The 23,291-nt window shown below is 46.8% G+C and carries 19 protein-coding genes; 12 read left to right on the top strand and 7 right to left on the bottom strand.

Features of this window, described 5'->3' with window-relative positions; genetic code table 11:
* The 9 genes from ABDW33_RS29610 to ABDW33_RS29570 form a co-directional block, all read left to right on the top strand.
* The coding region (locus ABDW33_RS29610) for a gliding motility-associated C-terminal domain-containing protein (protein WP_343693712.1) at nt 1-613 on the top strand (613 nt) is incomplete at its 5' end.
* A gap of 542 nt (nt 614-1,155) precedes the next feature.
* The gene (locus ABDW33_RS29605; protein ID WP_343693711.1) at nt 1,156-2,493 is read left to right on the top strand and encodes a sigma-54 dependent transcriptional regulator; all 1,338 of its coding nucleotides are present in this window, start codon (nt 1,156-1,158) and stop codon (nt 2,491-2,493) included.
* A gap of 160 nt (nt 2,494-2,653) precedes the next feature.
* Nucleotides 2,654-3,004 (top strand): hypothetical protein, encoded by a 351-nt coding sequence (locus tag ABDW33_RS29600; protein WP_343693710.1) that lies wholly within the window; start codon nt 2,654-2,656, stop codon nt 3,002-3,004.
* 183 nt (nt 3,005-3,187) lie between these two features.
* Entirely contained in the window at nt 3,188-4,867 is a 1,680-nt protein-coding gene (gene kdpA / locus ABDW33_RS29595) for a potassium-transporting ATPase subunit KdpA (RefSeq protein WP_343693709.1), read from the top strand.
* Nucleotides 4,868-4,879: 12 nt separating this feature from the next.
* Complete coding sequence (gene kdpB / locus ABDW33_RS29590) at nt 4,880-6,925, top strand: potassium-transporting ATPase subunit KdpB (RefSeq protein WP_343693708.1); 2,046 nt, start codon at nt 4,880-4,882, stop codon at nt 6,923-6,925.
* An 11-nt stretch (nt 6,926-6,936) separates the two neighbouring features.
* Nucleotides 6,937-7,491 (top strand): potassium-transporting ATPase subunit KdpC, encoded by a 555-nt coding sequence (kdpC, locus tag ABDW33_RS29585; protein WP_343693707.1) that lies wholly within the window; start codon nt 6,937-6,939, stop codon nt 7,489-7,491.
* Between the two features lie 8 nt (nt 7,492-7,499).
* Complete coding sequence (locus tag ABDW33_RS29580) at nt 7,500-8,099, top strand: N-acetyltransferase (protein WP_343693706.1); 600 nt, start codon at nt 7,500-7,502, stop codon at nt 8,097-8,099.
* A gap of 138 nt (nt 8,100-8,237) precedes the next feature.
* Entirely contained in the window at nt 8,238-9,362 is a 1,125-nt protein-coding gene (locus ABDW33_RS29575; protein ID WP_343693705.1) for a sensor protein KdpD, read from the top strand.
* A 1-nt stretch (nt 9,363) separates the two neighbouring features.
* On the top strand, nt 9,364-11,058 hold the full coding sequence (locus ABDW33_RS29570; protein ID WP_343693704.1) for an ATP-binding protein: 1,695 nt from the start codon (nt 9,364-9,366) through the stop codon (nt 11,056-11,058).
* Nucleotides 11,059-11,228: 170 nt separating this feature from the next.
* Here ABDW33_RS29570 and ABDW33_RS29565 read toward each other — a convergent pair whose 3' ends face one another.
* Both ABDW33_RS29565 and ABDW33_RS29560 read right to left on the bottom strand, forming a co-directional pair.
* Nucleotides 11,229-11,474: a hypothetical protein gene (locus ABDW33_RS29565; RefSeq protein WP_343693703.1), complete on the bottom strand. Its 246-nt coding sequence runs from the start codon at nt 11,472-11,474 to the stop codon at nt 11,229-11,231.
* A gap of 73 nt (nt 11,475-11,547) precedes the next feature.
* Entirely contained in the window at nt 11,548-11,925 is a 378-nt protein-coding gene (locus tag ABDW33_RS29560; protein WP_343693702.1) for a hypothetical protein, read from the bottom strand.
* A gap of 357 nt (nt 11,926-12,282) precedes the next feature.
* Here ABDW33_RS29560 and ABDW33_RS29555 point away from each other — a divergent pair, with 357 nt between their 5' ends.
* Nucleotides 12,283-12,939, top strand: coding sequence for an NAD-dependent epimerase/dehydratase family protein (locus ABDW33_RS29555; RefSeq protein WP_343693701.1), 657 nt, complete (start codon nt 12,283-12,285; stop codon nt 12,937-12,939).
* Between the two features lie 208 nt (nt 12,940-13,147).
* Here ABDW33_RS29555 and ABDW33_RS29550 read toward each other — a convergent pair whose 3' ends face one another.
* Both ABDW33_RS29550 and ABDW33_RS29545 read right to left on the bottom strand, forming a co-directional pair.
* Complete coding sequence (locus tag ABDW33_RS29550; protein ID WP_343693700.1) at nt 13,148-14,113, bottom strand: acyltransferase domain-containing protein; 966 nt, start codon at nt 14,111-14,113, stop codon at nt 13,148-13,150.
* Between the two features lie 208 nt (nt 14,114-14,321).
* Nucleotides 14,322-15,026: an SMUG2 DNA glycosylase family protein gene (locus ABDW33_RS29545; RefSeq protein WP_343693699.1), complete on the bottom strand. Its 705-nt coding sequence runs from the start codon at nt 15,024-15,026 to the stop codon at nt 14,322-14,324.
* A 153-nt stretch (nt 15,027-15,179) separates the two neighbouring features.
* Here ABDW33_RS29545 and ABDW33_RS29540 point away from each other — a divergent pair, with 153 nt between their 5' ends.
* Both ABDW33_RS29540 and ABDW33_RS29535 read left to right on the top strand, forming a co-directional pair.
* Nucleotides 15,180-16,574, top strand: a complete 1,395-nt coding sequence (locus ABDW33_RS29540; RefSeq protein ID WP_343693698.1) for an MDR family MFS transporter — start codon at nt 15,180-15,182, stop codon at nt 16,572-16,574.
* Nucleotides 16,575-16,728: 154 nt separating this feature from the next.
* Complete coding sequence (locus tag ABDW33_RS29535; RefSeq protein WP_343693697.1) at nt 16,729-17,361, top strand: HAD family hydrolase; 633 nt, start codon at nt 16,729-16,731, stop codon at nt 17,359-17,361.
* Between the two features lie 406 nt (nt 17,362-17,767).
* On the opposite strand, the gene ABDW33_RS29530 is transcribed toward ABDW33_RS29535, so the two are convergent.
* From ABDW33_RS29530 to ABDW33_RS29520, 3 genes are all read right to left on the bottom strand, one after another.
* A complete protein-coding gene (locus tag ABDW33_RS29530) occupies nt 17,768-19,192 on the bottom strand; it encodes a glycoside hydrolase family 30 beta sandwich domain-containing protein (RefSeq protein WP_343693696.1) in 1,425 nt (474 codons plus the stop codon).
* A 170-nt stretch (nt 19,193-19,362) separates the two neighbouring features.
* Complete coding sequence (locus ABDW33_RS29525) at nt 19,363-21,705, bottom strand: glycoside hydrolase family 3 N-terminal domain-containing protein (RefSeq protein ID WP_343693695.1); 2,343 nt, start codon at nt 21,703-21,705, stop codon at nt 19,363-19,365.
* Between the two features lie 101 nt (nt 21,706-21,806).
* Complete coding sequence (locus tag ABDW33_RS29520; protein WP_343693694.1) at nt 21,807-23,273, bottom strand: RagB/SusD family nutrient uptake outer membrane protein; 1,467 nt, start codon at nt 23,271-23,273, stop codon at nt 21,807-21,809.
* Nucleotides 23,274-23,291: the final 18 nt, after the last annotated feature.

Below are 23,291 nucleotides of genomic sequence, written 5' to 3'. Positions count from 1 at the left end.
TGATGGAACAACCGATCCTGTGAGGGAAGTGAGCACCCCAGGTATGTACACAGTAACTGTCCTTGACAGGTATTGTAACCTGACCTCTTCTGATAGTGTGAGAGTAACAGTGGCAGGTATCGGAGATATCTCCCTGGGCAATGATACGGCGATCTGTATCGGTCAGACCCTGACCCTGAAGGTAGATGCCGGCACCGGCAACAACATCAGGTGGCAGGATGGTGCAACAGTTGCTTCTTATGTGGTAACAGGAACCGGGCACTATAAAGTAACAGTGTACAATGATTGTGGTTCCGTGAGCGACGACATCACGGTTACTTACAAAGAATGTGAAGGTGAACCTATCTTCCCGAATGCATTCACACCAAACGGCGATGGTAAAAACGACACATTCAAACCACACATCACCGGCCCGATGTATGACTATCATCTAAGCATCTATAATCGTTGGGGAGAATTGATCTTCCAGAGTAAAGAAGCTTCCAGCGGATGGGATGGTCGTTATAAAGGCATTTTAGTGGATGAAGGGACTTATGTATGGCTACTGACCTATCAGAAGAGTGCTGGTGGAACGAAATTGCTGAACAAGGGTGTGGTGAATGTAATTAAATAAATTTCTTAGTCATCAATCCGCAGACGGCCCTGGATTGCCAGGGTGTCTTTTTCCTAAGCATAGGGGATACCCCCGATCTTTCCAGGTTGGGGGCATTTTTAGGGATGAACAAATCCCTGAAATCGGAATGATCGCGGTTGAAAAAAGAATTCTTATAAATATGTAAAGTGGGAAAAGGGCCGGACAATACGACATGATTATTACCTGGTACCTATCCCTTTAATCTAGGCCAAAAATACCGCCCCGATCTGTCCAGGTCGGGGCATTTTTTTTTATATCTCACGAAATACATACTAATATTCTATATGCAGCAGCTGGTGCAGGCAGGTTTATTAATATAACAGCAGGCACCCATTGAATGACTTCTAAATTTCGCATCAACCAGATACATCCCTGATCAGAGAAAAGATAAGGTATCTTGTTGCAACAACCCCCAGGCTTGTTAAAATCCGCAGCATGAATGTGTATGTATTTTCTGAAAGAATGCTACAAATACAATAATCCATCGCGGAAACCTTAATTTTGCTCCTCAAATAAACTATATGACAGGAACTGTGCTCATAATCGACGACGAAGAGAAATTACGCAGCCTGATGAAACGCATCATCACCCTGGAAGGTTACAATGTACTTGAAGCCGGCAATATCAAATCCGCGCAAAAGATCCTCGATAAAGAAGAAATAGACGTCGTACTCTGCGACGTAAAACTCCCCGACGGCAGCGGCGTAGATTACTCCAAAACCATCAAAGACAAATTTCCCGCACTGGAAGTCATCCTCCTTACTGCCTACGGCAACATTCCCGATGGCGTGCAGGCCATCAAAAACGGGGCTTTCGATTACCTGACCAAAGGAGACGACAATAACCGCATCATTCCTTTACTACACCGTGCCCATGAAAAGGTACTGCTGCAAAAAAGGATCGAAAAACTCGAAAAACAAGTCGGGCAGAAATATAGTTTTGAAAGCATCCTCGGCAATTCACGCGCTATCTCCGACGCCATCGCCCAGGCCAGTAAAGTGGCACCGGCAGATACCACCGTGTTATTATTAGGAGAAACCGGAACCGGTAAAGAAGTGTTTGCACAGGCTATTCATAATAACAGCAAGCGCGCAGGAAAACCTTTCGTTGCACTGAACTGTAGCGCCTTTAGCAGGGAACTGCTGGAAAGTGAGCTCTTTGGCTACAAAGCCGGGGCATTTACGAATGCCACCCGCGATAAGAAAGGCCTGATTGAAGAAGCCAACAACGGTACTATCTTCCTCGATGAACTGGGTGAAATGCCGCTGGACCTGCAGGCAAAACTGCTCCGGGTATTAGAAACAGGTGAGTTCATTAAGGTGGGCGATACCAAACCCACAAAAGTGAATGTACGCATTATCGCCGCTACCAACCGCGATTTGAGGGCGGAAGCAGAGAAAGGACTGTTCAGGGAAGACCTGTACTACCGGCTGAATGTATTCGCCATTACCCTCCCCCCTTTAAGAGAAAGGAAGAAAGACATACCCGCACTGGCTGAATATTTTATCGCACTGGCTGCAAACAGGAATAACAGGAAGCCCCTGACAATGACGCCGGAATTTATCGATAAGCTCCAGTTACATGAATGGAAAGGGAATATCCGCGAGTTGAAAAACGTACTGGAACGCGCGGTGATACTCGCAGATAATGACGAACTGACCGTAGACCAACTTCCGTTCGACCTGCAGATCGCAGATAAATCCTCAGGCATCCTTTCCGCTTTTGACCTGGCAAGCGTTGAAAAACTCCATATTATAAAGGTGCTGCATCATACAAAGAACAACAAAACAGAAGCCGCAAAATTATTAAATATCGGCCTCGCCACCTTGTACAGGAAGATAGAAGAATATAAAATATAAGTAGGCTGCAAGGTCTATCCAAAATGATAAAACCCTCTCAAAATGAGAGGGTTTTATTTTATGCCAGATTTCACCAACGCCTGATTTTCAAACAGTTAACTCCACTTATTGACCCCGGCACATGAATTGGCTTCACTCCCCCGTATAAAAATCATTTTTTATGAACCAGTATGAAGCCGCTGCGGAAATAGCAGATGAAATACCCTCTATTCAAAAGGAAATAGTCAAAGCACCTGTATTCGGCTCTGCCTACCTCTGTATTAAGATATTGGCTAATTATACCTTGAAAATGATCCAGGACCACGAAATGAGAGAAGTAGAACACACCATGCTCCTGGCCGAAAAAATCTACAACAAAGGTAACCGGCTGGTGAAAACAGCCATCGAAAACGTGTTCATTTACAGCTTCAGTGCCATGAAAATGGTCTGCTCCCGCCAGGAATGGCAGGAGATCCAAAGTAAAATGCCTGTAAATATCTTCTCCGTCTACATTCAACAATTACACGCTTAAATATATGCTTACAGTTATCTACCTGCTCATCATAGCAGCCTGTTTTTACATTTTTTATAAATCTATTGACTTCTTCGAAAACATCTAAGCCATGATGACATTACTTCTGATCATATCCATCCTCGTATTCATTTACCTGGTGTATGTGCTCTTAAAACCTGAAAAATTCTGATTTCTTACACTATGAACAGCGAAATTACGGGTGTCTTAGTCACCTTTCTCATCACCTTACTGATTGCTTTCCCCCTCGGAAAGTATATCGCCAAAGTATTTAGCGGGGCACCTACCTTCACCGACTTCCTGAATCCTTTTGAAAGATTTCTCTACCGCATCTGCGGCATAGATCCCAATAAGGAAATGAACTGGAAACAGCACATGGTGGCTTTACTCACCATCAACCTGGTCTGGCTCATCTACGCCTTCGCGGTACTCCTGCTGCAAGGACACCTTCCCCTCAACCCGGACGGTAACGGCAGCATGACGCCCGATCTGGCTTTTAATACCAGCATCAGTTTCCTCGTCAACTGTAACCTGCAACACTACTCCGGCGAATCGGGCCTGACTTACCTCACACAGCTCATCGTCATCACCTTCCTGCAATTTGTATCCGCAGCGACAGGTGTGGCAGCGGTAGCGGTACTTTTTAAGGCGTTTGCGGGCAAAACGACAGAGAAACTGGGTAACTTCTTCGTTTTCTTTATTAAGACGATTACGCGCCTCTTATTGCCATTATCTGTGATCATGGCGATCGTGCTGGCATTCTCCGGCACCCCTGCCTCTTTCGATGGCAAGGATACCATTACCACCCTGCAGGGTGACACTGTTCAGGTATCCCGTGGTCCGGCAGCCGGTATGATCGCTATCAAGCACCTTGGTACCAATGGTGGTGGCTGGTTCGGGGCCAACTCCGCCCACCCGCTGGAAAATCCCAGCTACTTCACCAATATGGTGGAAGCCATCGCACAATGTATTTTGCCCATCGCACTGGTATTTGCCTTCGGGTTCTTTATCAACAGGAAGAAACTGGGCTACGCCATCTTTGGGGTCATGACCATTGGTATGCTCACTTTGATGATTCCGAATATGCTGTCAGAACTGGGCGGCAACCCGGCGCTCGCTAAAATGGGTTTACATGACCATACAGCCATGGAAGGCAAGGAAGTACGCTTCGGCGTGGCCGCCTCCGCTTACTGGCAGGTGATGACGACCATCATTTCTACCGGTTCGGTCAACTCCATGCATGATAGCTCAATGCCGCTTTCCGGTGCCATGCAATTACTCGGTATGATGGTTAACTGTTTTTATGGCGGTAAAGGTGTCGGCCTGCTGAACTACTTTATCTTCCTCATCATCGCGGTATTCATCTCCGGTCTTATGGTAGGACGTACCCCGGAATTCATGGGGCGTAAAGTAGAAGCCAAAGAAATGAAGATCGCGGCGATCATTGCCCTCTTCCACCCTTTCCTGATCCTGGTGGGTACAGCAATTGCCGCCTACCATCCGCAGGCTGCCTGGCTGAACAATCCAGGTCACCATGGGTTCTCAGAAATATTGTATGAGTTTACTTCCTCTTCTGCCAATAATGGTTCCGGTTTTGAAGGACTGGGTGACAACAATATTTTCTGGAACATCAGCACTGGTCTGATCATGCTGTTAGGCCGGTTCCTGCCAATCATTGGTCCGGTTGCCATTGCTGGTATCCTGGCGAATAAAAAGTATACGCCGGAATCTGCGGGCACCCTGCAAACCGACACCGCTACGTTTGGTATCATGACCTATGCCGTCATTATGATCGTAGCAGCACTGGCCTTCTTCCCTGCTTTGACACTGGGACCTGTGGCTGAATTCTTTCAATTATATTAATCGTTACCAGTCATGTCCAACAATAAATTATTCGAACCTTCACTGATAGCCGGCGCGCTGAAACAGGCGTTCGTGAAACTGTCTCCCAGGATCATGTTCCGCAACCCGGTCATGTTCACCGTAGAGATAGGTACTGCTATCATGCTGGTCGTAACCGCCTATACGTTTTTTACAAAGGATGCATCACAAGGTGCACCTGGCTATAATCTGACGGTCTTCATCATCCTGTTATTAACCCTGCTGTTCGCCAACTTCGCGGAAGCCATTGCTGAAGCGAGGGGAAAGGCACAGGCAGAGAGTCTGCGCAAGACAAGGGAAGAAACCCCGGCCAAAAAAGTACTGGCTGTCGGTGAGATCTTTATGGACGAAATAAAGATCGTTCCATCTTCCCAGCTGCGCAAAGGCGACATTTTCATCTGCGAGGCCGGAGATATGATTCCTATGGATGGTGAGATCATACAAGGTCTCGCCACCATAGACGAATCAGCCATCACAGGCGAATCTGCCCCGGTGATCCGCGAAGCCGGCGGTGATAAAAGTTCTGTAACCGGTGGTACAAAAGTGCTGAGTGATAAAATTAAAGTGAGAGTGACCACCGATCCAGGGGAGAGTTTCCTAGATAAAATGATCGCACTGGTAGAAGGTGCCAGTCGCCAGAAGACACCGAATGAAATTGCTTTGACGATCCTGCTGGCAAGTTTTACGCTGGTTTTCATTATCGTATGCGTGACACTGAAACCTTTTGGTGACTTCTCTCATACGCCTATCACGATCGCTGCTTTCGTCTCCCTCTTTGTTTGTCTTATTCCAACTACGATCGGCGGCCTGTTAAGCGCCATTGGTATCGCAGGTATGGACCGTGCACTGAGAGCGAATGTCATCACAAAGAGTGGCAAGGCCGTAGAAACTGCCGGTGACCTGGATACACTCCTGCTGGATAAGACAGGTACCATTACCATTGGTAACAGGAAGGCGACGCACTTCTGGCCTGCCAATACAGTGGAGCAGAAAGAATTCTTTGAAGCCTGTACACTCGCATCACTGGCAGATGAAACACCGGAAGGTAAATCGATCATTGAATTAGCTGCTGAAAAGGGTATCAAAACCAGTAGTTTAAACGCGAATGGTGCTACGTTTATTCCTTTTACAGCGGAGACACGCTCCAGCGGTTTGAACCTGGGTCATCTACGGATCCGTAAGGGTGCTTATGATGCCATCCGGAATATTGTGCTTCGCTCCGGCAATACATTTCCTGCAGAGACAGAAGAGAAAGTAAAAGAAATTTCCTCCAATGGAGGTACGCCACTGGTGGTAAGTCAGAATGAAATGGTGATGGGCGTGATCGAATTACAGGATATTATCAAACCTGGTATCCGTGAGCGTTTTGAACGACTTCGCCGGATGGGGGTAAAAACGGTAATGGTAACAGGTGATAATCCACTCACCGCAAAGTTTATTGCCGAGAAAGCCGGTGTAGACGACTTTATCGCAGAAGCAAAACCTGAAGATAAAATGATCTATATCCGCAAGGAACAGGAAGGCGGTAAACTGGTAGCGATGATGGGTGATGGCACGAACGACGCTCCTGCGCTGGCACAGGCCGATGTAGGTGTAGCCATGAACAGCGGTACACAGGCAGCAAAAGAAGCAGGTAACATGGTGGACCTGGACAATGACCCGACTAAACTCATTGAGATCGTAGAAATCGGTAAACAGCTGCTCATGACACGTGGTACGTTGACTACATTCTCCATCGCGAACGACGTGGCCAAGTATTTCGCAATCGTACCTGCACTGTTTGTAACAGCTATACCTGCTTTACAGGCGCTGAATATTATGCACCTGAAAAGTCCGGAGAGCGCCATCCTTTCAGCGGTGATCTTCAACGCGATTATCATTCCTGCATTGATTCCGCTGGCATTGAAAGGTGTATCCTATAAACCAATCGGGGCAAGCGCATTATTACGCCGAAACCTGTTCATTTATGGTCTGGGTGGTGTGATCATCCCCTTTATCGGGATTAAACTGATAGACCTGTTCTTATCCTTATTTATGTAAATAGTTCAATCATGAAAAAGTATCTTTTGCCTTCCATAAAACTTACGTTGATTTTAATCCTCTTGCTCGGTGTCGCTTATCCGCTGCTGATAGCGGGTGTGGCACACTTTGCCAGTGGTCAGGGTAAGGGCCGCACCATCACTGTGAATGGAAAAGTAGTGGGCTATGAAAATATAGGCCAGCTGTTTACAGAAGATAAATATTTCCAGGGACGACCTTCAGCGGTCAATTATAATGCAGCTGGTTCCGGTGGTTCGAACAAGGCTGCAAGCAATCCTGAATATCTCAAAACAGTACAGGAGCGTATTGATACGTTTCTGGCACACAATCCCGGCACCCTGCAGGCTGACATTCCGAGTGAACTGGTGACTGCTTCGGGGAGTGGCCTGGATCCTGACATCTCTCCTGCTGCTGCAGATATACAGGTAATCAGGATTGCAGCTACCCGCCATATGAGTGTAGCGACTATACAAAAACTGATTGCTGACCATACGGATAAATCGTGGTTAGGACCAGATAAAATTAATGTATTAAAACTCAACATCGCGTTAGACGCGTTAAAATAACAAGCACAATGGAACACGACCGGATTATCGTCAGGAAGGCGACCCTTGCTGACATTCAATATGCCGCTACGATCAGGGATGAGATGGAAGCTTCGGCAAAGGCGAGGGGAACAGGAATAGGAAAGCGACCTGTATCTGCTATTATAGATAAGATCAGGCAGGGAAAGGCAGTAATTGCGTTGACTGCTGACAAGGTTTGGGCAGGATTTTCTTATATTGAAATATGGGCGCATGGGGATTATGTATCCAATTCAGGCCTGATCGTGAACCCGGTTTTCAGGAATATGGGGGTGGCGTCAAGGATTAAGAAAAGGATCTTCCGGTTGTCGAGAGAACTGTATCCAACGGCGAAGGTGTTTAGTATTACAAGTGGGTTGGCGATTATGAAGATGAACAGTAAGCTGGGGTTTGAACCGGTGACATTTAATGAGATTACAAATGATGAGCAGTTCTGGGCCGGTTGTAAGGGTTGTGTGAACTACGATATCTTAACGCAGAAAAAATTTAAACATTGTATTTGTACGGCGATGTTATATACGCCGCAGGAGCATGGGGTAACGGGGAGCATTGAAGAGCATGGAGCTGTGAAAATGAGTGTAGTGAGTTGAAAGCACTGCCGGTAAGTGTAACGGCCGTAGCACGGGGAATTCTATTCAGCCTGCCGCAGGCACCGCTTTGAAACTTTTTGCCTTTGCCACAGGTAAACGCAAAAAGTTTCGCCTATTACTAAAACGTTCTTTTTATCCATGACTGAGAAAGAAAATAACGTCCAGCATTTCCTCGACCTGATCCGTCAATCACGGCGGGGAAAATTTAAAGTCTACATCGGCATGAGTGCCGGCGTAGGCAAAACCTATCGTATGCTTACGGAAGCCCGTACCCTGCTTCGGAATGGGGTCAACATCCAGATTGCTTACATCGAAACGCATAACAGGCCGGAAACGCATTCCCTCCTGGAAGGCTTGCCGGTCATCCCCCGCCGGCAACTTTTTTATAAAGGCAAGATGCTCGACGAGCTCGATATGCAGGCGGTGCTGAATCTGCATCCGGAGGTAGTGGTGATTGACGAACTTGCCCACTCCAATATCGAAGGCAGCAAGAATGAAAAGCGCTGGCAGGACGTTATGGAAATACTCGATGCGGGGATCAATGTGATCAGTGCGGTCAACATCCAGCATATTGAAAGTCTGCAGGAAGAAGTAAAAAACATCACCGGTATCGATGTCTCGGAAAGAATTCCGGACAGCATTCTGTTGCAGGCGGACGAAGTGGTAAACATCGACCTGACGGCAGATGAACTGATCACCCGCTTACAGGAAGGAAAGATCTACACGCCTGACAAGATTGCCGTGGCCATGAAGAATTTCTTTCAGCCGGAAAAGATCCTGCAACTGCGGGAGCTTGCGTTGAAAGAAGTGGCGTCGCAGGTAGAGCGCAAAATCGAAACCGCGCTTCCCCGTACGGCACACTTACGCAGTGAACGTTTCCTGGCCTGCATCAGCAGTAACCACGTCATTGCCCGTAAAGTGATCAGGAAAACGGCCAGGCTGGCTGCATATTACCATAGCAGGTTTTATGTACTGTATGTACAGACGCCTAAAGAAAACATGGACCGGATAGAACTGGCTTCCCAGCGGCACCTGATCAATAACTTCAAACTGGCGATGGAGCTGGGAGGAGAAGTACTGAAAGTAAAAAGTAGTAATATTGCCAAAACGATCATGGTTACGGCTGAAGAGAAGAATATCACGACCATTTGCATGGGTAAACCTCATCTCAATGTATTAGGTATGGTATTGAACACAGCTGTATTTGCCCAGTTGCTCGGTAAATTGTCTGAATCGGATATTGACGTTATAATTTTGTCATAAGATGCGCCTGAAAACGAAATTAAGTATAGGCATTGGGTTTTTATTTATCGCGATCCTGGTATCAGGATTACTGGGCATCTTCTCCATCAACCTGATGAAGAAGGATGCACATCTTGTATTGAAGGATAATTATGAGACGCTCGTGTATAGCAATAACATGTTGCAGACGCTGGAGCGGTTCCGTACCGATCCAAAGAGCATCCGGGCCTTTGAAGAGAACCTGTCTAAACAGGAGGCCAATATTACCGAACCTGGCGAAGGTGCTGCTACGGGGGCGGTAAGAGACCTTTTTGAAGAATTAAAAAAATCGCCGGGGAATGACTCATTGCAACAGCTGCTGCGTGAGAAAATCTACCTGATCAATACGGCTAACCAGCAGGCAATATTTGCGAAGAACAGTACTGCGATGTCGAATGCCAAACGATTTAGTAATTCGTTAATGATCATCTTCTCTTTGTTGTCATTGATTGCATTTACACTGGCGGTAAATTTTCCGGGTATTATATCTGAACCGATCAATGCCTTATCTGAAGGGATCAAATCGATCGTCAACAAGGACTATTCCCGCAGGATCCATCTGAACCAGCATGATGAATTCGGGGAGCTGGCGCAGGCATTTAATACGATGGCAGAGAAACTGAATGAGTATGAGCATAGTAACCTGGCGAAGATAAAGTTTGAAAAGTCGCGTATTGACACCATTATTAACCAGATGAATGATGGAATCATCGGGATTGATGATACCAGGCATATACTTTTTGCCAACCGGGTGGCAGAGAAGCTGCTCGGTTTGAAAGAGATGGAGATTGCCGGCAAATATGCACCGGATGTGGCGTTGCAAAATGACCTGATGCGTAGTTTGCTGCAGGAGAACAGCCGGGAGAAAGAGTTAAAGATCTTTGCGGATAATAAGGAAAGTTATTTTCACCTGGATGTGATCAATGTAGATAATAATGAGAAGGTGATCGGGCAGGTGATCGTATTGCGGAACATTACGCCTTTTCATGAATTGAACGAGGCAAAAACGAATTTCATTGCGACGATTTCCCATGAATTGAAGACGCCGATTGCGAGTATTAAGATGAGTGCACAATTGTTAGCAGACCATCGGGTGGGTGCGGTGAATAAGGAGCAGGATGAGTTGATCAGGAGTATAACGGATGATGCTGACAGGTTGTTGAAGATTACGAGTGAGTTGCTGAATATGAGCCAGGTAGAAACGGGGCATATACAGTTAAAAATAGCACCGGTGAGTCCTGGTATCATCATAGAAAATGCGACAAGTACGGTGAGTTTCCTGGCGCAGCAAAAGAATATCAGGGTAAAGGTAGAGCAGGCGGACAGGGATTGTAAGATGTTGACAGATCCGGAGAAGACGGCCTGGGTGCTGACGAATTTTTTGACGAATGCGGTGAAGTATTCGCCGGAAGATGATGAGATTGTATTGACGACTTCGGTGAAAGAGCATAATATTTATTTTACGGTGCAGGATCATGGAAGGGGGATTGATGAAAAGTACCTGCCTAAGATCTTCGACAGGTATTTTAAGGTGCCGGGTACGCCTGAGAAGGCGGGAACGGGCTTAGGGCTATCGATATCGAGGGAGTTTATTGAAGCGCAGGGAGGGAAGATCTGGGTGGATAGTAAGTTGGGAGAAGGGGCGACATTTGGGTTTAGTTTGCCGGTGGCGGTATAGGCTTTGATGCTTCAGGCTATCGGAATGAATTTAGTCCCCCGGGATCTGGTGTTTGAATAATTTGGATGAGCTTATAGATGACAGACAGACAACTACTACTATTACAGCCATTCTATTGAATGTAATAGTAGCAGTTGTCTGTTTTTGTTTTTACAATTCCCGGTTGCCTTTTACAAGCGGGCGTATACGCGCACGACAGGTCGTGGCCTTACCACTACGACGCCTGCGGGCGGTGGTGGTGGCAGCAGGGGTCTTGCAACGACGACGACCTTAGCGGGTGGCGGTGGTGGCACTGGTCTTGCTACGACAACTACCCGGCGGGCAGGTCTTACCACTACTACCTGTGCCCTGGCACCAGCACCTGCGAGTGCACTGAAACACAAACTAACAACGGAACAAATCAAGATCTTTTTCATAAAAACCTGGTTTAAATGATATTACAGTGCTTACTTTAATTCAGCCTTCATACTTAATAGCGCTTACGGGGTCTCAGCCCTTGCGATTTTTATAATTCTCTTTCATCTCCTCTCTCCTCGCCTTCTTATCCACCTGGAATTGTTTAAACTGCTCATCGGTTAGTATGGGCTTCAATGCCGCATCCCGTTCCTTATCAGCAGCTTTGAGTTGCTGGAGCTTTGCCAGCTTACCTCCACCGTCCTGCTTAATCCCTCCAAGTTTAGTTAGGAACTGTTGATTGATGTCGTACACCTTCCTGTACTGGTCATCATTCAACGAAAGATGCACCTGCATGGTATCTGTCATCGCCTTTACTGCCTGATCTTTCCGGCTGCCGTCCTGTGCAGATGCGGCCTGGGACATTCCAAAAAGCAGCACAAACACTGCAACTAATCCAATTTTGTTTTTCATGTTTTAGGTTTATAGCAAATAGACATAAATTCAGGGAATCGGGATACGGTTTCCGGGGTGAAACGGACAAATTGAAGGGTGAAGTATCGTACATTTGGAAACCCGGTGTCTGTCTGGTGTTAAAATAATGGGGGTTAGGTAGCTATGCTGGCTGCTATTGCCTGCCGGGTGTTGGTGATGGCGAGGGATGAGGTGTAAGGCGGGGCGATTGTCCCTCCGAGAAGCAGACAAGTTTGGAATTGAAAAACTGATTGCGATGGGTGATCGACAAAGTAGCGCGATTGCCCGTTCGATAAGCTGACATGAGAGGATTGAACACCTCAATACAGCATCAATTTATTACTAAAAAAAGTAATTATGAAAGTTATCGTTACCGGTACGACCGGGATGGTTGGAGAAGGGGTATTGGAAGAATGCCTTCGCCATCCATTGGTCACTGAAGTTGTATCATTTGCCAGAAAACCGTTTGGCAAATCGCATCCAAAGTTGAAAGAGGTCATTCATGCTGACTTTTTTGATATCCGTCCGGTAGCTGACCAGCTGAAAGGGTACGATGCGTGTTTCTTTTGCCTGGGAGTGACGTCTTTAGGTAAAAGTGAAGAGGACTATACCCGTGCCACGTATACCCTCACCCTGCATGTGGCAGAGGTGCTGAGCGGGCAAAATTCCGGGATGACATTTTGCTATGTATCCGGCAGTGGTACGGATAGCAGCGAGAAAGGGAAATTGATGTGGGCAAGGGTAAAGGGCAAAACGGAGAATGACCTGATGCAGCTTCCATTCAGGCAGGTATTTGCGTTCAGACCAGGATTTTTAAAGGCAGATAAAGATGCAAGGCATGTGTTGAAAGGATATAAATATATAGATTGGATTTATCCCATAGGCAGGATGCTATTTAAGAATGGGTTCTGTACGCTTGCAGAATTGGGTAAGGCGATGATTGCAGTGACGGACAAGGGGTACTTTAAGAAGACAATAGAAGTAAAGGATATAGTGGCGTTAGCCGGAGCCTGATCAGGGGAAGTGGAGAGGAAATCCTGTCCGGGTATAAGGCAGCAAATGCAGGAAAGCGATTGCGCCGGTATAGGACGAGTTCAGCTGAAAGAGTCATTACAGGCTGTCAAAACACAAAAGCAAGCCATTATAACTCCTTTATGTTTAAGGAATCATAATGGCCGCTTAAAAAATCATCTTCATACGGGCTATGTGCAATCCGGTTTCATCAAAACGAATACGCCTGTCGTTTTTGCAATAAGGCCTGCAGGTGCTTCACTTCCTGCCCGAACGGGCTCATAATCACCTGTTTTACAGACGACGAAGCCGGTGGGAGTATCTTCGTCAACAGGTTACTGCAACTCCCTGAGGGGCTGCAATCAATGTAAAAACAAGGCCCTGCATTTTCCAGTCTTTCAATAGCCGCACTAAATGCCACCGGCTGCCGTAGTACATCCCAGAAATAATCTGCATCCACCTGGTACATAGGAGTGGACTGTATGCCTGAGACAAAAGTCGCTTCCGGTGCACCATATCTCAATTGCTGCATAATACGGATCAGCGGCGCCCTGGCAGGTTCCATAAGAGGGCTGTGAAATGGGAAACGGACAGGTAACTGGTTATAAGATATGTCATGACTGTCCAGCCACAGTCTTACGGCCAGTAAGGTCCGGTCATCTGCAGATAAAGTGAAGAGTCCTTTATGGTCTACTGCGGCAAGTGTTGTATTCTCATACAATAGCGGCTCCTGCTCGTAGATAGCCGGATCTGTCAGAATGGAGATCATGCCGCCCTTGCTGCAGAGCCGTTCGATCATACGCGCCTGATCAATCATTGCTGTAAGCATTTCTGTCGGAGAGGCCATGCCACTGACAGCGGCAGCGACCATCTCCCCTACATTGCTGCCGACGACGTAATCAGGCCTTATTTTGAACTCTTCCTGCAGGAGGCGGCTTAAGGCATACTGCACCATGAAAAGGGCGGGATTGGTGTAGCGGATATCATCAAAAACACCTTCGCCATTGAGACGGTTACCATACAGGTATTCGACCACGGAAGTGCCGGTGTGGTTGCGGACTTCTTTGTCCAGATGGAGGATGGTGTTTCTGAAGAAGACGTTGCTGTGGTATAACATGGCACCCATGTTATAGTATTGGCTACCATGGCCGGAGAACATGAATACAAAGTCAGGCATAGTGGGTTGGGTTTTGGGTCAAACAATAATACTTTAAGATATAGGTTTTCATGGGAAAAAGCAAACTGAAATTATTACTAATACGTCCTTCTTGGCATGTCACAAAGGTCTATATGCCTGCCGATCAATTGCTGGATTTTTATGTAATAATTGGCAATATAAATAATGATATCCGGCGAGCAATTATACATCCGCGATAATTACCTTTTTACTTTTGGCCATATTCCTCAAAAGCCCCTAAATATTTATCTACAAATTCCTGTTTCCTCTTTGCCCGGTACTGCATCACAAACCTGGGATGTTCCAACGGTACCACCTTCTCAAAGAACTTCTCTTTTTCATTCAGTTTTATCAAAAACTGACTATTCTTCCCGGTTCCCAGGCAATAACACACACTGGTATCCACCCCGAATGCCAATTGCTTCCTTATATTCTCTACCATAAACGGATAAACTGCCTTTGTCAATTCTGCACTGTCATAATAATTATAATTAATCTCCGTACCATCTTCTTTTACTGAAGTAAACCCTAACGGAGACACAGAGGCAAAATAAAAATCATGGTAGAATTTTTCCGGACCCCCATAAGCCGCGATGACATCGTAGATAAACACTGACGATGGCTCGTGGGTTTGTATACCCGAAATGGATATACCGCATACGGATTGTAGTCGTTTGGTATCTGTGAAAGGGATGCCGGTAGCACCGGAACCCAGGCGACCAGGATTGATCCCCATAATGATTTGCCGGGGATGATGGTCGTTGTAAAAGCGGCGGTAAAATTGTTGCATGATGTCCATTACCTGCGGTTGTTCACGGAATGGGTTCATGATACGGATGCCTTTCGGCAACTTGCCGGTGTATGCAAGATGGGTGTTAAAATCGATGACGTGATCTGCGAAGGTCATTTTCATGAAGCGAAAGTAGGTAAATAATTCAAGTTGGGTGAAGAGCCGGGCTCATTCATGGTCGTGCTAAAAGACATGCTTCAAATTGGTATCAAAATCGATTGCTTTATTTGAAGGGTCTTTTTCACGAGAAGAAAATATTCAATAATTTAGTCGTACATGAAGCAACGTTTTGGAATTCTATTCCCCCTGATCCTGGGGACCTTTATGGCGGGAATAGACAGTAGTATCGTCAATGTTTCCCTCCCCACGATGAGCGCACAATTTGGGGTGGGACTGGATGCAATAGAATGGGTGATTGTAGCCTACATGCTGGGGTTTTGTGTATTTATGCCCCTTACCAGCTGGCTCAAGGAACAGATCGGTTTTTACGCATTATACCTGATCAGTTTGTCAATATTCACTTTCGGCTCCCTGTTATGTGCGATCTCTAACAGCCTTCCTGAACTTATTGCTGCAAGGGCGATCCAGTCCTTTGGCGGCGGAGCTATTACCCCTACTGCGATGGCCATACTTACGCTGGTTTTCCCACCCGAAGAAAGGGGAAAAGTTATGGGATGGTGGTCGTTGGGGAGTATTGCCGGACCTGCTATAGGACCGACATTGGGTGGTACGCTCACCAATATTTACGGGTGGCCTTCTATCTTTTATATTAACCTGCCTATCGGGATTTTAACGATTGGGATTGCTGCATATAGTTTACGTTTCTTAAAAGCGTCTGTCCGCCAGCCGGCGAAGTTTGATGCGGGCGGGTTTGGTTTATTTACCGTATTCATTATATTGTTTCAGTATGCGGTGGCGGTATTGCCGGATAAAGGGTTTACTTCGCTGGCAGTGTGGATCCCTTTTGTTGTCAGTATTATCGCAATTGTTGTATTTATCAGGCGTAGTTTGCCAAATGAGCATGCACTTTTTAATCTTCATATTTTCAGACACCGGATCTATACCTACTGTATCCTGATCACAAGTGTGCGATCGGTGGCGATTTATGGCGGGTTATTTCTATTGCCGTTTTTATTGCAGGGGCAACTGGGATTTTCGGAGATTGCTTCGGGACTGCTGATTTTACCGTTTTCTGCGGTGATGGCATTGGTAACGCCTATTGCCGGGTCACTCTCGGATAAGTTCGGGCCGCGGAGGTTGATTGTGGCGGGGTTATTACTGGTCGCAATCTCTATGGTGCAGTTGTCACAGTTGAATACGCCGAATCTCTTTCCTATTATTTCGGCGATGGTTGTACGGGGAATCGGAATTGGCCTGCTGGTGTCGACTATTACAGCGGCGGCGATGAGTGCGGTGCTGCCGGAGGAAGTGGCACAGGCGTCGTCTATGTTTTCGTTGATCCAGCAGTTGAGCGGGACGATTGGAATTGCGTTCAGTGGGTTGCTGCAGCAGTATATTATGCGGTATTATACTGATGGGAAAGGGTATACGGAGGCGGTAGCGCATCATTACGGGATACAGGATACGTTTTTTATAGCGGCGGTGTTGGTGATAGTGACGGTACCGATTGCGATTCGGTTGCCGCATTTTGTGAAACGGCCGGTGAAGTGATTGAGGGGAAATGATAACCTGTCTTTAAACGATCGCTCAGGCTACTGCCGTCAGTATTAAAAACAAGCAACAAAATACTCTTTCAATTGCTAATAGCAGACATACTTTACATCATTCTGCAATAAAATTATTCTATAAAATTAACATTCATACCATGCAGCATTCGGCAAAGATTACGACACTCTTCCTTGACATTGGCGGCGTATTATTAAGCAATGGCTGGGACCGCGCAGCCCGCAAAGAAGCAGCAAAAGTTTTTGATCTGGACATTATTGAACTGGAAGAACGACACCACCTCACCTTCGACACATACGAAGAAGGTAAGCTGACACTGGACGAGTACCTTACCAGAATTGTATTTTATGAGCACAGGGATTTTACAAGGAACGACTTCAAAGAGTTCATGTACAGCCGTACGACACCGTATCCTGAAATGATAGACCTGATCTGCAAGCTGAAAGAGCATTATAAGCTAAAGATCGCTATCGTGAATAACGAAGGCCGGGAGCTGAATGAATACCGCATTCGTACTTTTGGTATTGATAAATTTGTAGACTTCTTTATCTCTTCCTGTTTCGTGCACTTCCGTAAGCCGGATGCTGATATCTGGAGGATCGCACTGGATATTGCACTCGTTCGCCCGCAGGAAGTGTTATACCTGGAGGATCGTTCCATGTTTATTCACGTGGCTGAAGGCCTAGGCATTAATGGATTGTTGCATGAAAACTATGAGAAGACGGTGGAGAAGCTGAAAGAGTGGGGATTGGCATTGCCTCCGCAGGAGTAAAGAGGGATGAATGAATAATAAAAGAGCCTCCCGGCAATCGGAAGGCTAAAGGGGGTGCAAATCAACGTTATAGTAGATTTTACAGTATTTCTATTACAAATATATGTTTAGCCACATATAAAAAGTATCCCACGAACCGTGTAATTTTCGAAAGCCGCATGCCCCTGGTGACCTGAGGACATGCGGCTTTAGGTTATTTTAAAGTTAGCATAATCACAGAAAAAGCTGCTTTTGGGATATTATGGCTTAAATAACATCAGAGGAGATGCCACTTTCTGGTTATTCCCGGCCGAGCTAAGGTGACAGAACACGTTGTTTCCGGCTATTTTCCCTGGCCTACATCACAGAAGTGCTACACCGTGTTCATCTCAACTACACTACCACAACCCCGAATACCGCATTCAGGTTATTTCCACGCCAATGTTACCACCCCTCCCGGCTTCAGCTCATATTGATAAACCCTGCTCCCATCCTGCACAGAAAAAACCTTCGCCTTATCTTCCGTGTTCAACGCCACCAGTACCCGGCTGCCATCCTTATTCAAAAACGCCACATTCTCCAATCCCTCCGGATGGCTGGATGCAATTCTCTTCGCCCCCGGCCGTACAAACTTGCTGAAATGTGCCAGTGCATAATATTCTACATTCTTTACCACGGCACCACTATCAGACTTCACCGTTACTACCCCCCGACAGGTCATACATCCCCTGTTTACCTTCTCTCCTGCCGGACCAGGCTGATTGGTCGTTGGCCCGTTATGCTCGTCCAGTGCCATATTCCAAAGCAATACATTCCTTGACCAGTTATTGACGGTGCCAATCATCAGGTTACCCACCATATACTTCAGGTTACCCGCAAAATCAGGTGCCCAGCTACCACCGGAGCATTCTGTAAAGTATAACCCCTTGTCAGGGTAAGCGTCATGCACCTGGCTCATGGCTCCCACAGACCCTTCGTAACAATGAAAAGCCGCACCAGCCACATATTTGCCAGCTACGGAATCGCTCAGGATAGAAATCGGGTACTCCGGACTATTCCAGTTATGGTCAAATAACAAGATCTCTGTTTTGATACCCTTCTGCTGTAATACCGGTCCCAGGTGGTCCTTTATAAATGTCAGCTGTTCAGGCGCCGTCATTTTCATGGTGGGATAGGCCGCCTCGTACTGCGGTTCATTCTGTACACTCAGGCTAGTCACCTTGATACCATAGTTATCCATTGCCTGGATGTATTTCGCGAAATATTGTGCATAGGCACTATATACGTCCGGACGTAGCGAGCCCCCCTCCAGTTTATCGCTCGTCTTCATCCATCCAGGTGCACTCCATGGGGTAGCCATTATATGAATAGATGGATTGATGGCTACTACTTCTTTCAATACCGGGATTAAAGCGCCCGTATCTTTAGCAAGGCTAAAGTGTTGCAGACTATCATCCCGCTCACCCGCCGGCATATCATCATAACTATAAGGAGAGACTGAGAAATCAGATGCACCTATTGAAAGACGGATATAGTTAATGCCGATACCTTTGTCTGCATCAAATAGTTCGTTCAGCAACGCTTTACGCTTTGGTGCCGTCATGTACTGCTGCATTACATAGGCCGAGGATCCTGTCATGGCGGCACCGAATCCTTCTATCTCCTGGTACTGGAGACTGGTGTCTACTTTCACGTTTATTAATGCCGTATCCTTCGCCTGTTCAAGCGCTGTTTGCGGCTGAAATAACTGTTTTTCATCCGCTGTTGTCAGATAAACTGCTGCATTCTCTTTTTTCTGGGCACAACCAGCCAGTACCGATGCCACGCATCCGGCATACAACCATTTTTTCATGATAGAAAAGTTGAGAAACGGGAACCGGGACAGTTCCGTATTAATAAAAAATTGAAGACAGTAACAGTAGCCTGAAAGCACCTACACCGGTCTCTCACTAAGAATTATAAAGAGGGTGTTTCAAAAGCTGATTTACCAGCTACCTGTCTTTGAAACACCCTCCATTCAATTTACAACGTGAACTTCGCCGTCAGCTTTGCCACATGCACCTCAAAATCACCCGGCTCGAGTACCGGCTTGCCATCTATTCCTGCAAAAGCCAGTTGCTCTACAGGAATATCAAAGGTTACCGTCCTGCTCTCACCCGCCTGTAACAATATCTTTTCAAACCCACGCAACCGCTTCACATCCGGAGAGATCAGTGTCGCCACAAGGTCTGATGTATACACTTCTACCGCTTCCTTGCCTGCTCTGCTACCGGAGTTCCTGACATCCACACTTACCTTCAGTACACGGTTCTCTACCCCTACACGCAGGTTGCTATACTCAAAAGTTGTATAACTCAGCCCACTCCCAAACGCATACTGCGGGTTGTAATCTGCTTCATAGTTATACACACCTTCTGCTTTTGTCTGCTCCTCTGATGGCTTATGAATGTAGCCAATCAGTGCATTTGGATAACGTGGATAAGTATACGGCAATTTACCGGAAGGATTCACATCACCATACAGCACATCTGCAATCGCATCGCCACCAAAATTACCCGGCAGATACCCTAATACCACTCCTTTGACACCTGGCTCAAACCTGCTGATTATGCGCGGACGACCTTCCGTCAGCACCAGCACCACCGGCTTACCCGTAGCGATCAGTTGCTGCGCCAGCGCCGTCTGGTCATCACCTATATACAAGTCATTCAGATCACCGGGTTTCTCCGCATAAGAGTTCTCTCCGAGACACAGCACGATCACATCAGCATTCTTTGCCGCTGCGACAGCTTCAGCCATACGATCAGGTGCTTCTTCATACCATTTACCACCTGCCTTGTAACTGACTCCCGGCACATAAGTCACATTCCCGGCACCTGCTTTCTTTTTTAAAGCCGCCAGGATACTATTATACCGGGCTGTAAACAGCGGTACCTTTTCTCCCTGCCAGCTATAACTCCACGCACCATCCAGTGTCCTGATATCATTTGCATTAGGACCGGTTACCAGGATCTTTGCATCTTTTGCCAGCGGCAATATATTCCCTTCATTCTTCAGCAATGTAATGGCTTCTGCAGCTGCATCGTAGGAGGCTTTTTCAAATTCCTTACTTCCGAACTCAGGATAGTCTTTATAGTTAGTAACCGGTTTTTCAAACAAGCCGAGCTCAAATTTCACACGCAGTATTCTACGTACTGCATCATCCACCCTGGCCTGTGACACCTTACCTTCCTTCACCAGCGCAACCAGTCCATCACAGAAAGGCTCGTAGTTATAAGGGATCATAGACATATCTATACCTGCATTGATCGCCAGCATGATAGCTTCCTTATCATTAGCCGCGATATGATCACGGCGATACAGGTTTTCAATATCTGCCCAATCCGTTACAGCCAGTCCTTTGAAGCCCAGTTCTTCTTTCAATAGTTTGGTAAGGATTTCGTAATTCGCATGTACAGGAATACCATTAATCTGACCGGAGTTGATCATAATTGTATGTGCTCCTGCTGCTACCGCTGCCCTGAATGCAGGCAGGTGGTACTCATACAGCTGTTGCTGGCTGATGTTCGCCGGTGTACGGTCTTTGCCGGACACAGGTGCCTGGTACCCCAGGAAGTGCTTGATACTTGCCGCCACATGGGTCACATCGTTCACATCATTTTTCTCGCCTTCATATCCTTTCACGATCTCATGACCCATTTGTGCACCGATATAAGGGTCTTCACCGAAAGACTCCCAGATACGCGGGAAACGTGGATCAGCACCTAAATCCAGCACCGGGGAAAATACCCATGGTGTATTACTGGCCCGTGTTTCGTACGCTGTTATCTCTGCACCCCTGCGCACCAACGCCCTGTTTCGGGTAGCTGCCTGTGCAATCTGCTGAGGGAACAATGTCGCACCTGCCGTATATGTAGCTCCGTGAATTGCATCAATACCAAAGATCACCGGGATCTGCAACGCATTTCCCTTCATTGATACCTGCTGAATATAGCTCACTACCTCCCACCAACGCTGGGGTGTCAGGGCCTTATTATTAGCGGTGTTCAGTACAGAACCGATCTTGTATTTTACCAGCGCCTTCTGCATTTCTGCGGTATCGATCACCAGCGGATCGAAGCTTGCGAAACGGTTCGGTCCTTTGCCGACTACATCCAGCGTGATCTGTGCCATCTGGCCGACCTTTTCTTCCAGCGACATCTTTGCCAGTAAAGCTTCTACTCTTGAACTAATCGTCGCGGAATCATAAGCCACCACTTTTACCGGTGGCGCGGCTTTTGTTTTTTTCTGCGCGTGTGCCTGTGTGAGGGGACAAATGATCCCTCCCACCATAGCCACCGTTAGCAGACGTTTTCCAAAATGCATGTTGTTGTGTGTTTTAGAATCGCAATTGAATATATTTCTCAGCGGGAACGGTTGAAATTTCCCGCTGAGAAGTTAGGCTCCTTTGATAGGATAAACAATGATCAATATCCTGCATTCTGGCTTAAATTCTTGTTCAACAACCTATCCTGCTGTGGGATCGGGAACAAATACTGATGCTTGTCAGTATTCACACCATAGTTGATGGTCGCACCGGATTCGTTCTTCTGGCTATTCATCAGTGTAACGATATTCAGGTATCCGTTTTTCTCTGCACGCAACAGGTCGTTCCAGCGGGTACCTTCATTCACCAGTTCCAGTCTTCTTTCATTCAGGATAGCCATCGCCAGGTCTGCTTTTGTGGCCGCAGTTGTGTTGGGCAAACCTGCACGGGTACGGATCTGGTTCAGCAAGGTAGTAGCGGCAGCGGTATTGCCCAGTTCATTATTCGCTTCTGCTGCCAGCAGTATGATATCTGCCAGGCGTAACAGTGTGATGTTATCGGTACTGTTCCAGCCACTTGGATCAGGCCATTTATTCATAAATGGTACTTTAGCTGTATAGTCCCAGGCATTGGCCGGACTGTTAAAGCTGGCGTTTGCCACCTGCCAGTTGAACGTTGTTTTATAACGGGTCAGGGTATCGCCGGCAGCTTTGAAAGCCTGGATTAAATCGTAAGAACCGATGTTACGTTTTGCCCACTGATCAGATGGTACATAGGCGAACATTTCCGCACCCCAGAAACTGTAGGTGCTACCGGAAAACTGGATCTCGAGGATGGCTTCGCTGTTGTTCTTGTTCGCAGATCCCCAGAGGTTCGCATAGTTGCCTACCAAAGCGTAGGTTCCGCTGTTAATCACCTTATTTGCATAATTGAGACTGTTTGTATAATCTCCCATCTGCGCATAGGTTCTTGCCAGCATGGCATCGGCAGCACCTTTTGTAGCACGGCCATATTGTCCTTTGTAAGGAGAAGTGGCCAGCGTACTGTCGGCGTACATTAAGTCCGTAATGATCTGTGCATAAACTTCTGTACTGGCAGCACGGGAAGGATAATAGTTACCTCCGTTATCTTCTGATGTAATCAATGGTACATCTCCCCATTCTGTGACTAACCAGTAGTAGTTCATGGCGCGCAGAAAACGGGCTTCACCCAGTATTTGTGCCTTGCGGGTAGTGCCGGCCCATTCATCAGCGTTCAGGCCAGGTACGGCATCCAGGACGGCATTGACTGCACGGATGTTGTTATAGAGTTCCTGCCAGTCGCGCTGTATATTGGTATTGGTCGCCACGTAGGTAAACATTTCCAGTGGCTGTTCAGCAGCGGTATTATCACCGTTTACATAGCAGTTGTCTGAGCGGCCATCTGTATTCATCAGGTTATCGTACTGAAAGAAATTGCCATTGGCCATTACACGGTAAGCACCGGTCAGTCCTTCTTCTGCATCTGTTGCAGAGGCATAGAAACTTCCTGTGCTCAGATCGGATTCAGGTTTTTTATCCAGAAAGCTCTTTTTGCAGGCAGCAAATGCCAGGGCGAAAGAAAGCGTATATAAGAATTGTTTTTTCATTTTTCCAGGATTAAAGCG

Source organism: Chitinophaga sp. (assembly GCF_039596155.1).
GTDB lineage: Bacteria > Bacteroidota > Bacteroidia > Chitinophagales > Chitinophagaceae > Chitinophaga.
Note: the sequence above shows the minus strand (reverse complement) of the source record. Positions and strands in the feature narration are given on the sequence as shown.

What these genes read in the sequence shown, in the direction of transcription:
- ABDW33_RS29605 (WP_343693711.1), top strand. Translation starts at nt 1,156, where the DNA reads ATGACAGGAACTGTGCTCATAATCGACGACGAAGAGAAATTACGCAGC.
- ABDW33_RS29600 (WP_343693710.1), top strand. Translation starts at nt 2,654, where the DNA reads ATGAACCAGTATGAAGCCGCTGCGGAAATAGCAGATGAAATACCCTCT.
- kdpA (WP_343693709.1), top strand. Translation starts at nt 3,188, where the DNA reads ATGAACAGCGAAATTACGGGTGTCTTAGTCACCTTTCTCATCACCTTA.
- kdpB (WP_343693708.1), top strand. Translation starts at nt 4,880, where the DNA reads ATGTCCAACAATAAATTATTCGAACCTTCACTGATAGCCGGCGCGCTG.
- kdpC (WP_343693707.1), top strand. Translation starts at nt 6,937, where the DNA reads ATGAAAAAGTATCTTTTGCCTTCCATAAAACTTACGTTGATTTTAATC.
- ABDW33_RS29580 (WP_343693706.1), top strand. Translation starts at nt 7,500, where the DNA reads ATGGAACACGACCGGATTATCGTCAGGAAGGCGACCCTTGCTGACATT.
- ABDW33_RS29575 (WP_343693705.1), top strand. Translation starts at nt 8,238, where the DNA reads ATGACTGAGAAAGAAAATAACGTCCAGCATTTCCTCGACCTGATCCGT.
- ABDW33_RS29570 (WP_343693704.1), top strand. Translation starts at nt 9,364, where the DNA reads ATGCGCCTGAAAACGAAATTAAGTATAGGCATTGGGTTTTTATTTATC.
- ABDW33_RS29565 (WP_343693703.1), bottom strand. Translation starts at nt 11,474, where the DNA reads ATGAAAAAGATCTTGATTTGTTCCGTTGTTAGTTTGTGTTTCAGTGCA.
- ABDW33_RS29560 (WP_343693702.1), bottom strand. Translation starts at nt 11,925, where the DNA reads ATGAAAAACAAAATTGGATTAGTTGCAGTGTTTGTGCTGCTTTTTGGA.
- ABDW33_RS29555 (WP_343693701.1), top strand. Translation starts at nt 12,283, where the DNA reads ATGAAAGTTATCGTTACCGGTACGACCGGGATGGTTGGAGAAGGGGTA.
- ABDW33_RS29550 (WP_343693700.1), bottom strand. Translation starts at nt 14,113, where the DNA reads ATGCCTGACTTTGTATTCATGTTCTCCGGCCATGGTAGCCAATACTAT.
- ABDW33_RS29545 (WP_343693699.1), bottom strand. Translation starts at nt 15,026, where the DNA reads ATGAAAATGACCTTCGCAGATCACGTCATCGATTTTAACACCCATCTT.
- ABDW33_RS29540 (WP_343693698.1), top strand. Translation starts at nt 15,180, where the DNA reads ATGAAGCAACGTTTTGGAATTCTATTCCCCCTGATCCTGGGGACCTTT.
- ABDW33_RS29535 (WP_343693697.1), top strand. Translation starts at nt 16,729, where the DNA reads ATGCAGCATTCGGCAAAGATTACGACACTCTTCCTTGACATTGGCGGC.
- ABDW33_RS29530 (WP_343693696.1), bottom strand. Translation starts at nt 19,192, where the DNA reads ATGAAAAAATGGTTGTATGCCGGATGCGTGGCATCGGTACTGGCTGGT.
- ABDW33_RS29525 (WP_343693695.1), bottom strand. Translation starts at nt 21,705, where the DNA reads ATGCATTTTGGAAAACGTCTGCTAACGGTGGCTATGGTGGGAGGGATC.
- ABDW33_RS29520 (WP_343693694.1), bottom strand. Translation starts at nt 23,273, where the DNA reads ATGAAAAAACAATTCTTATATACGCTTTCTTTCGCCCTGGCATTTGCT.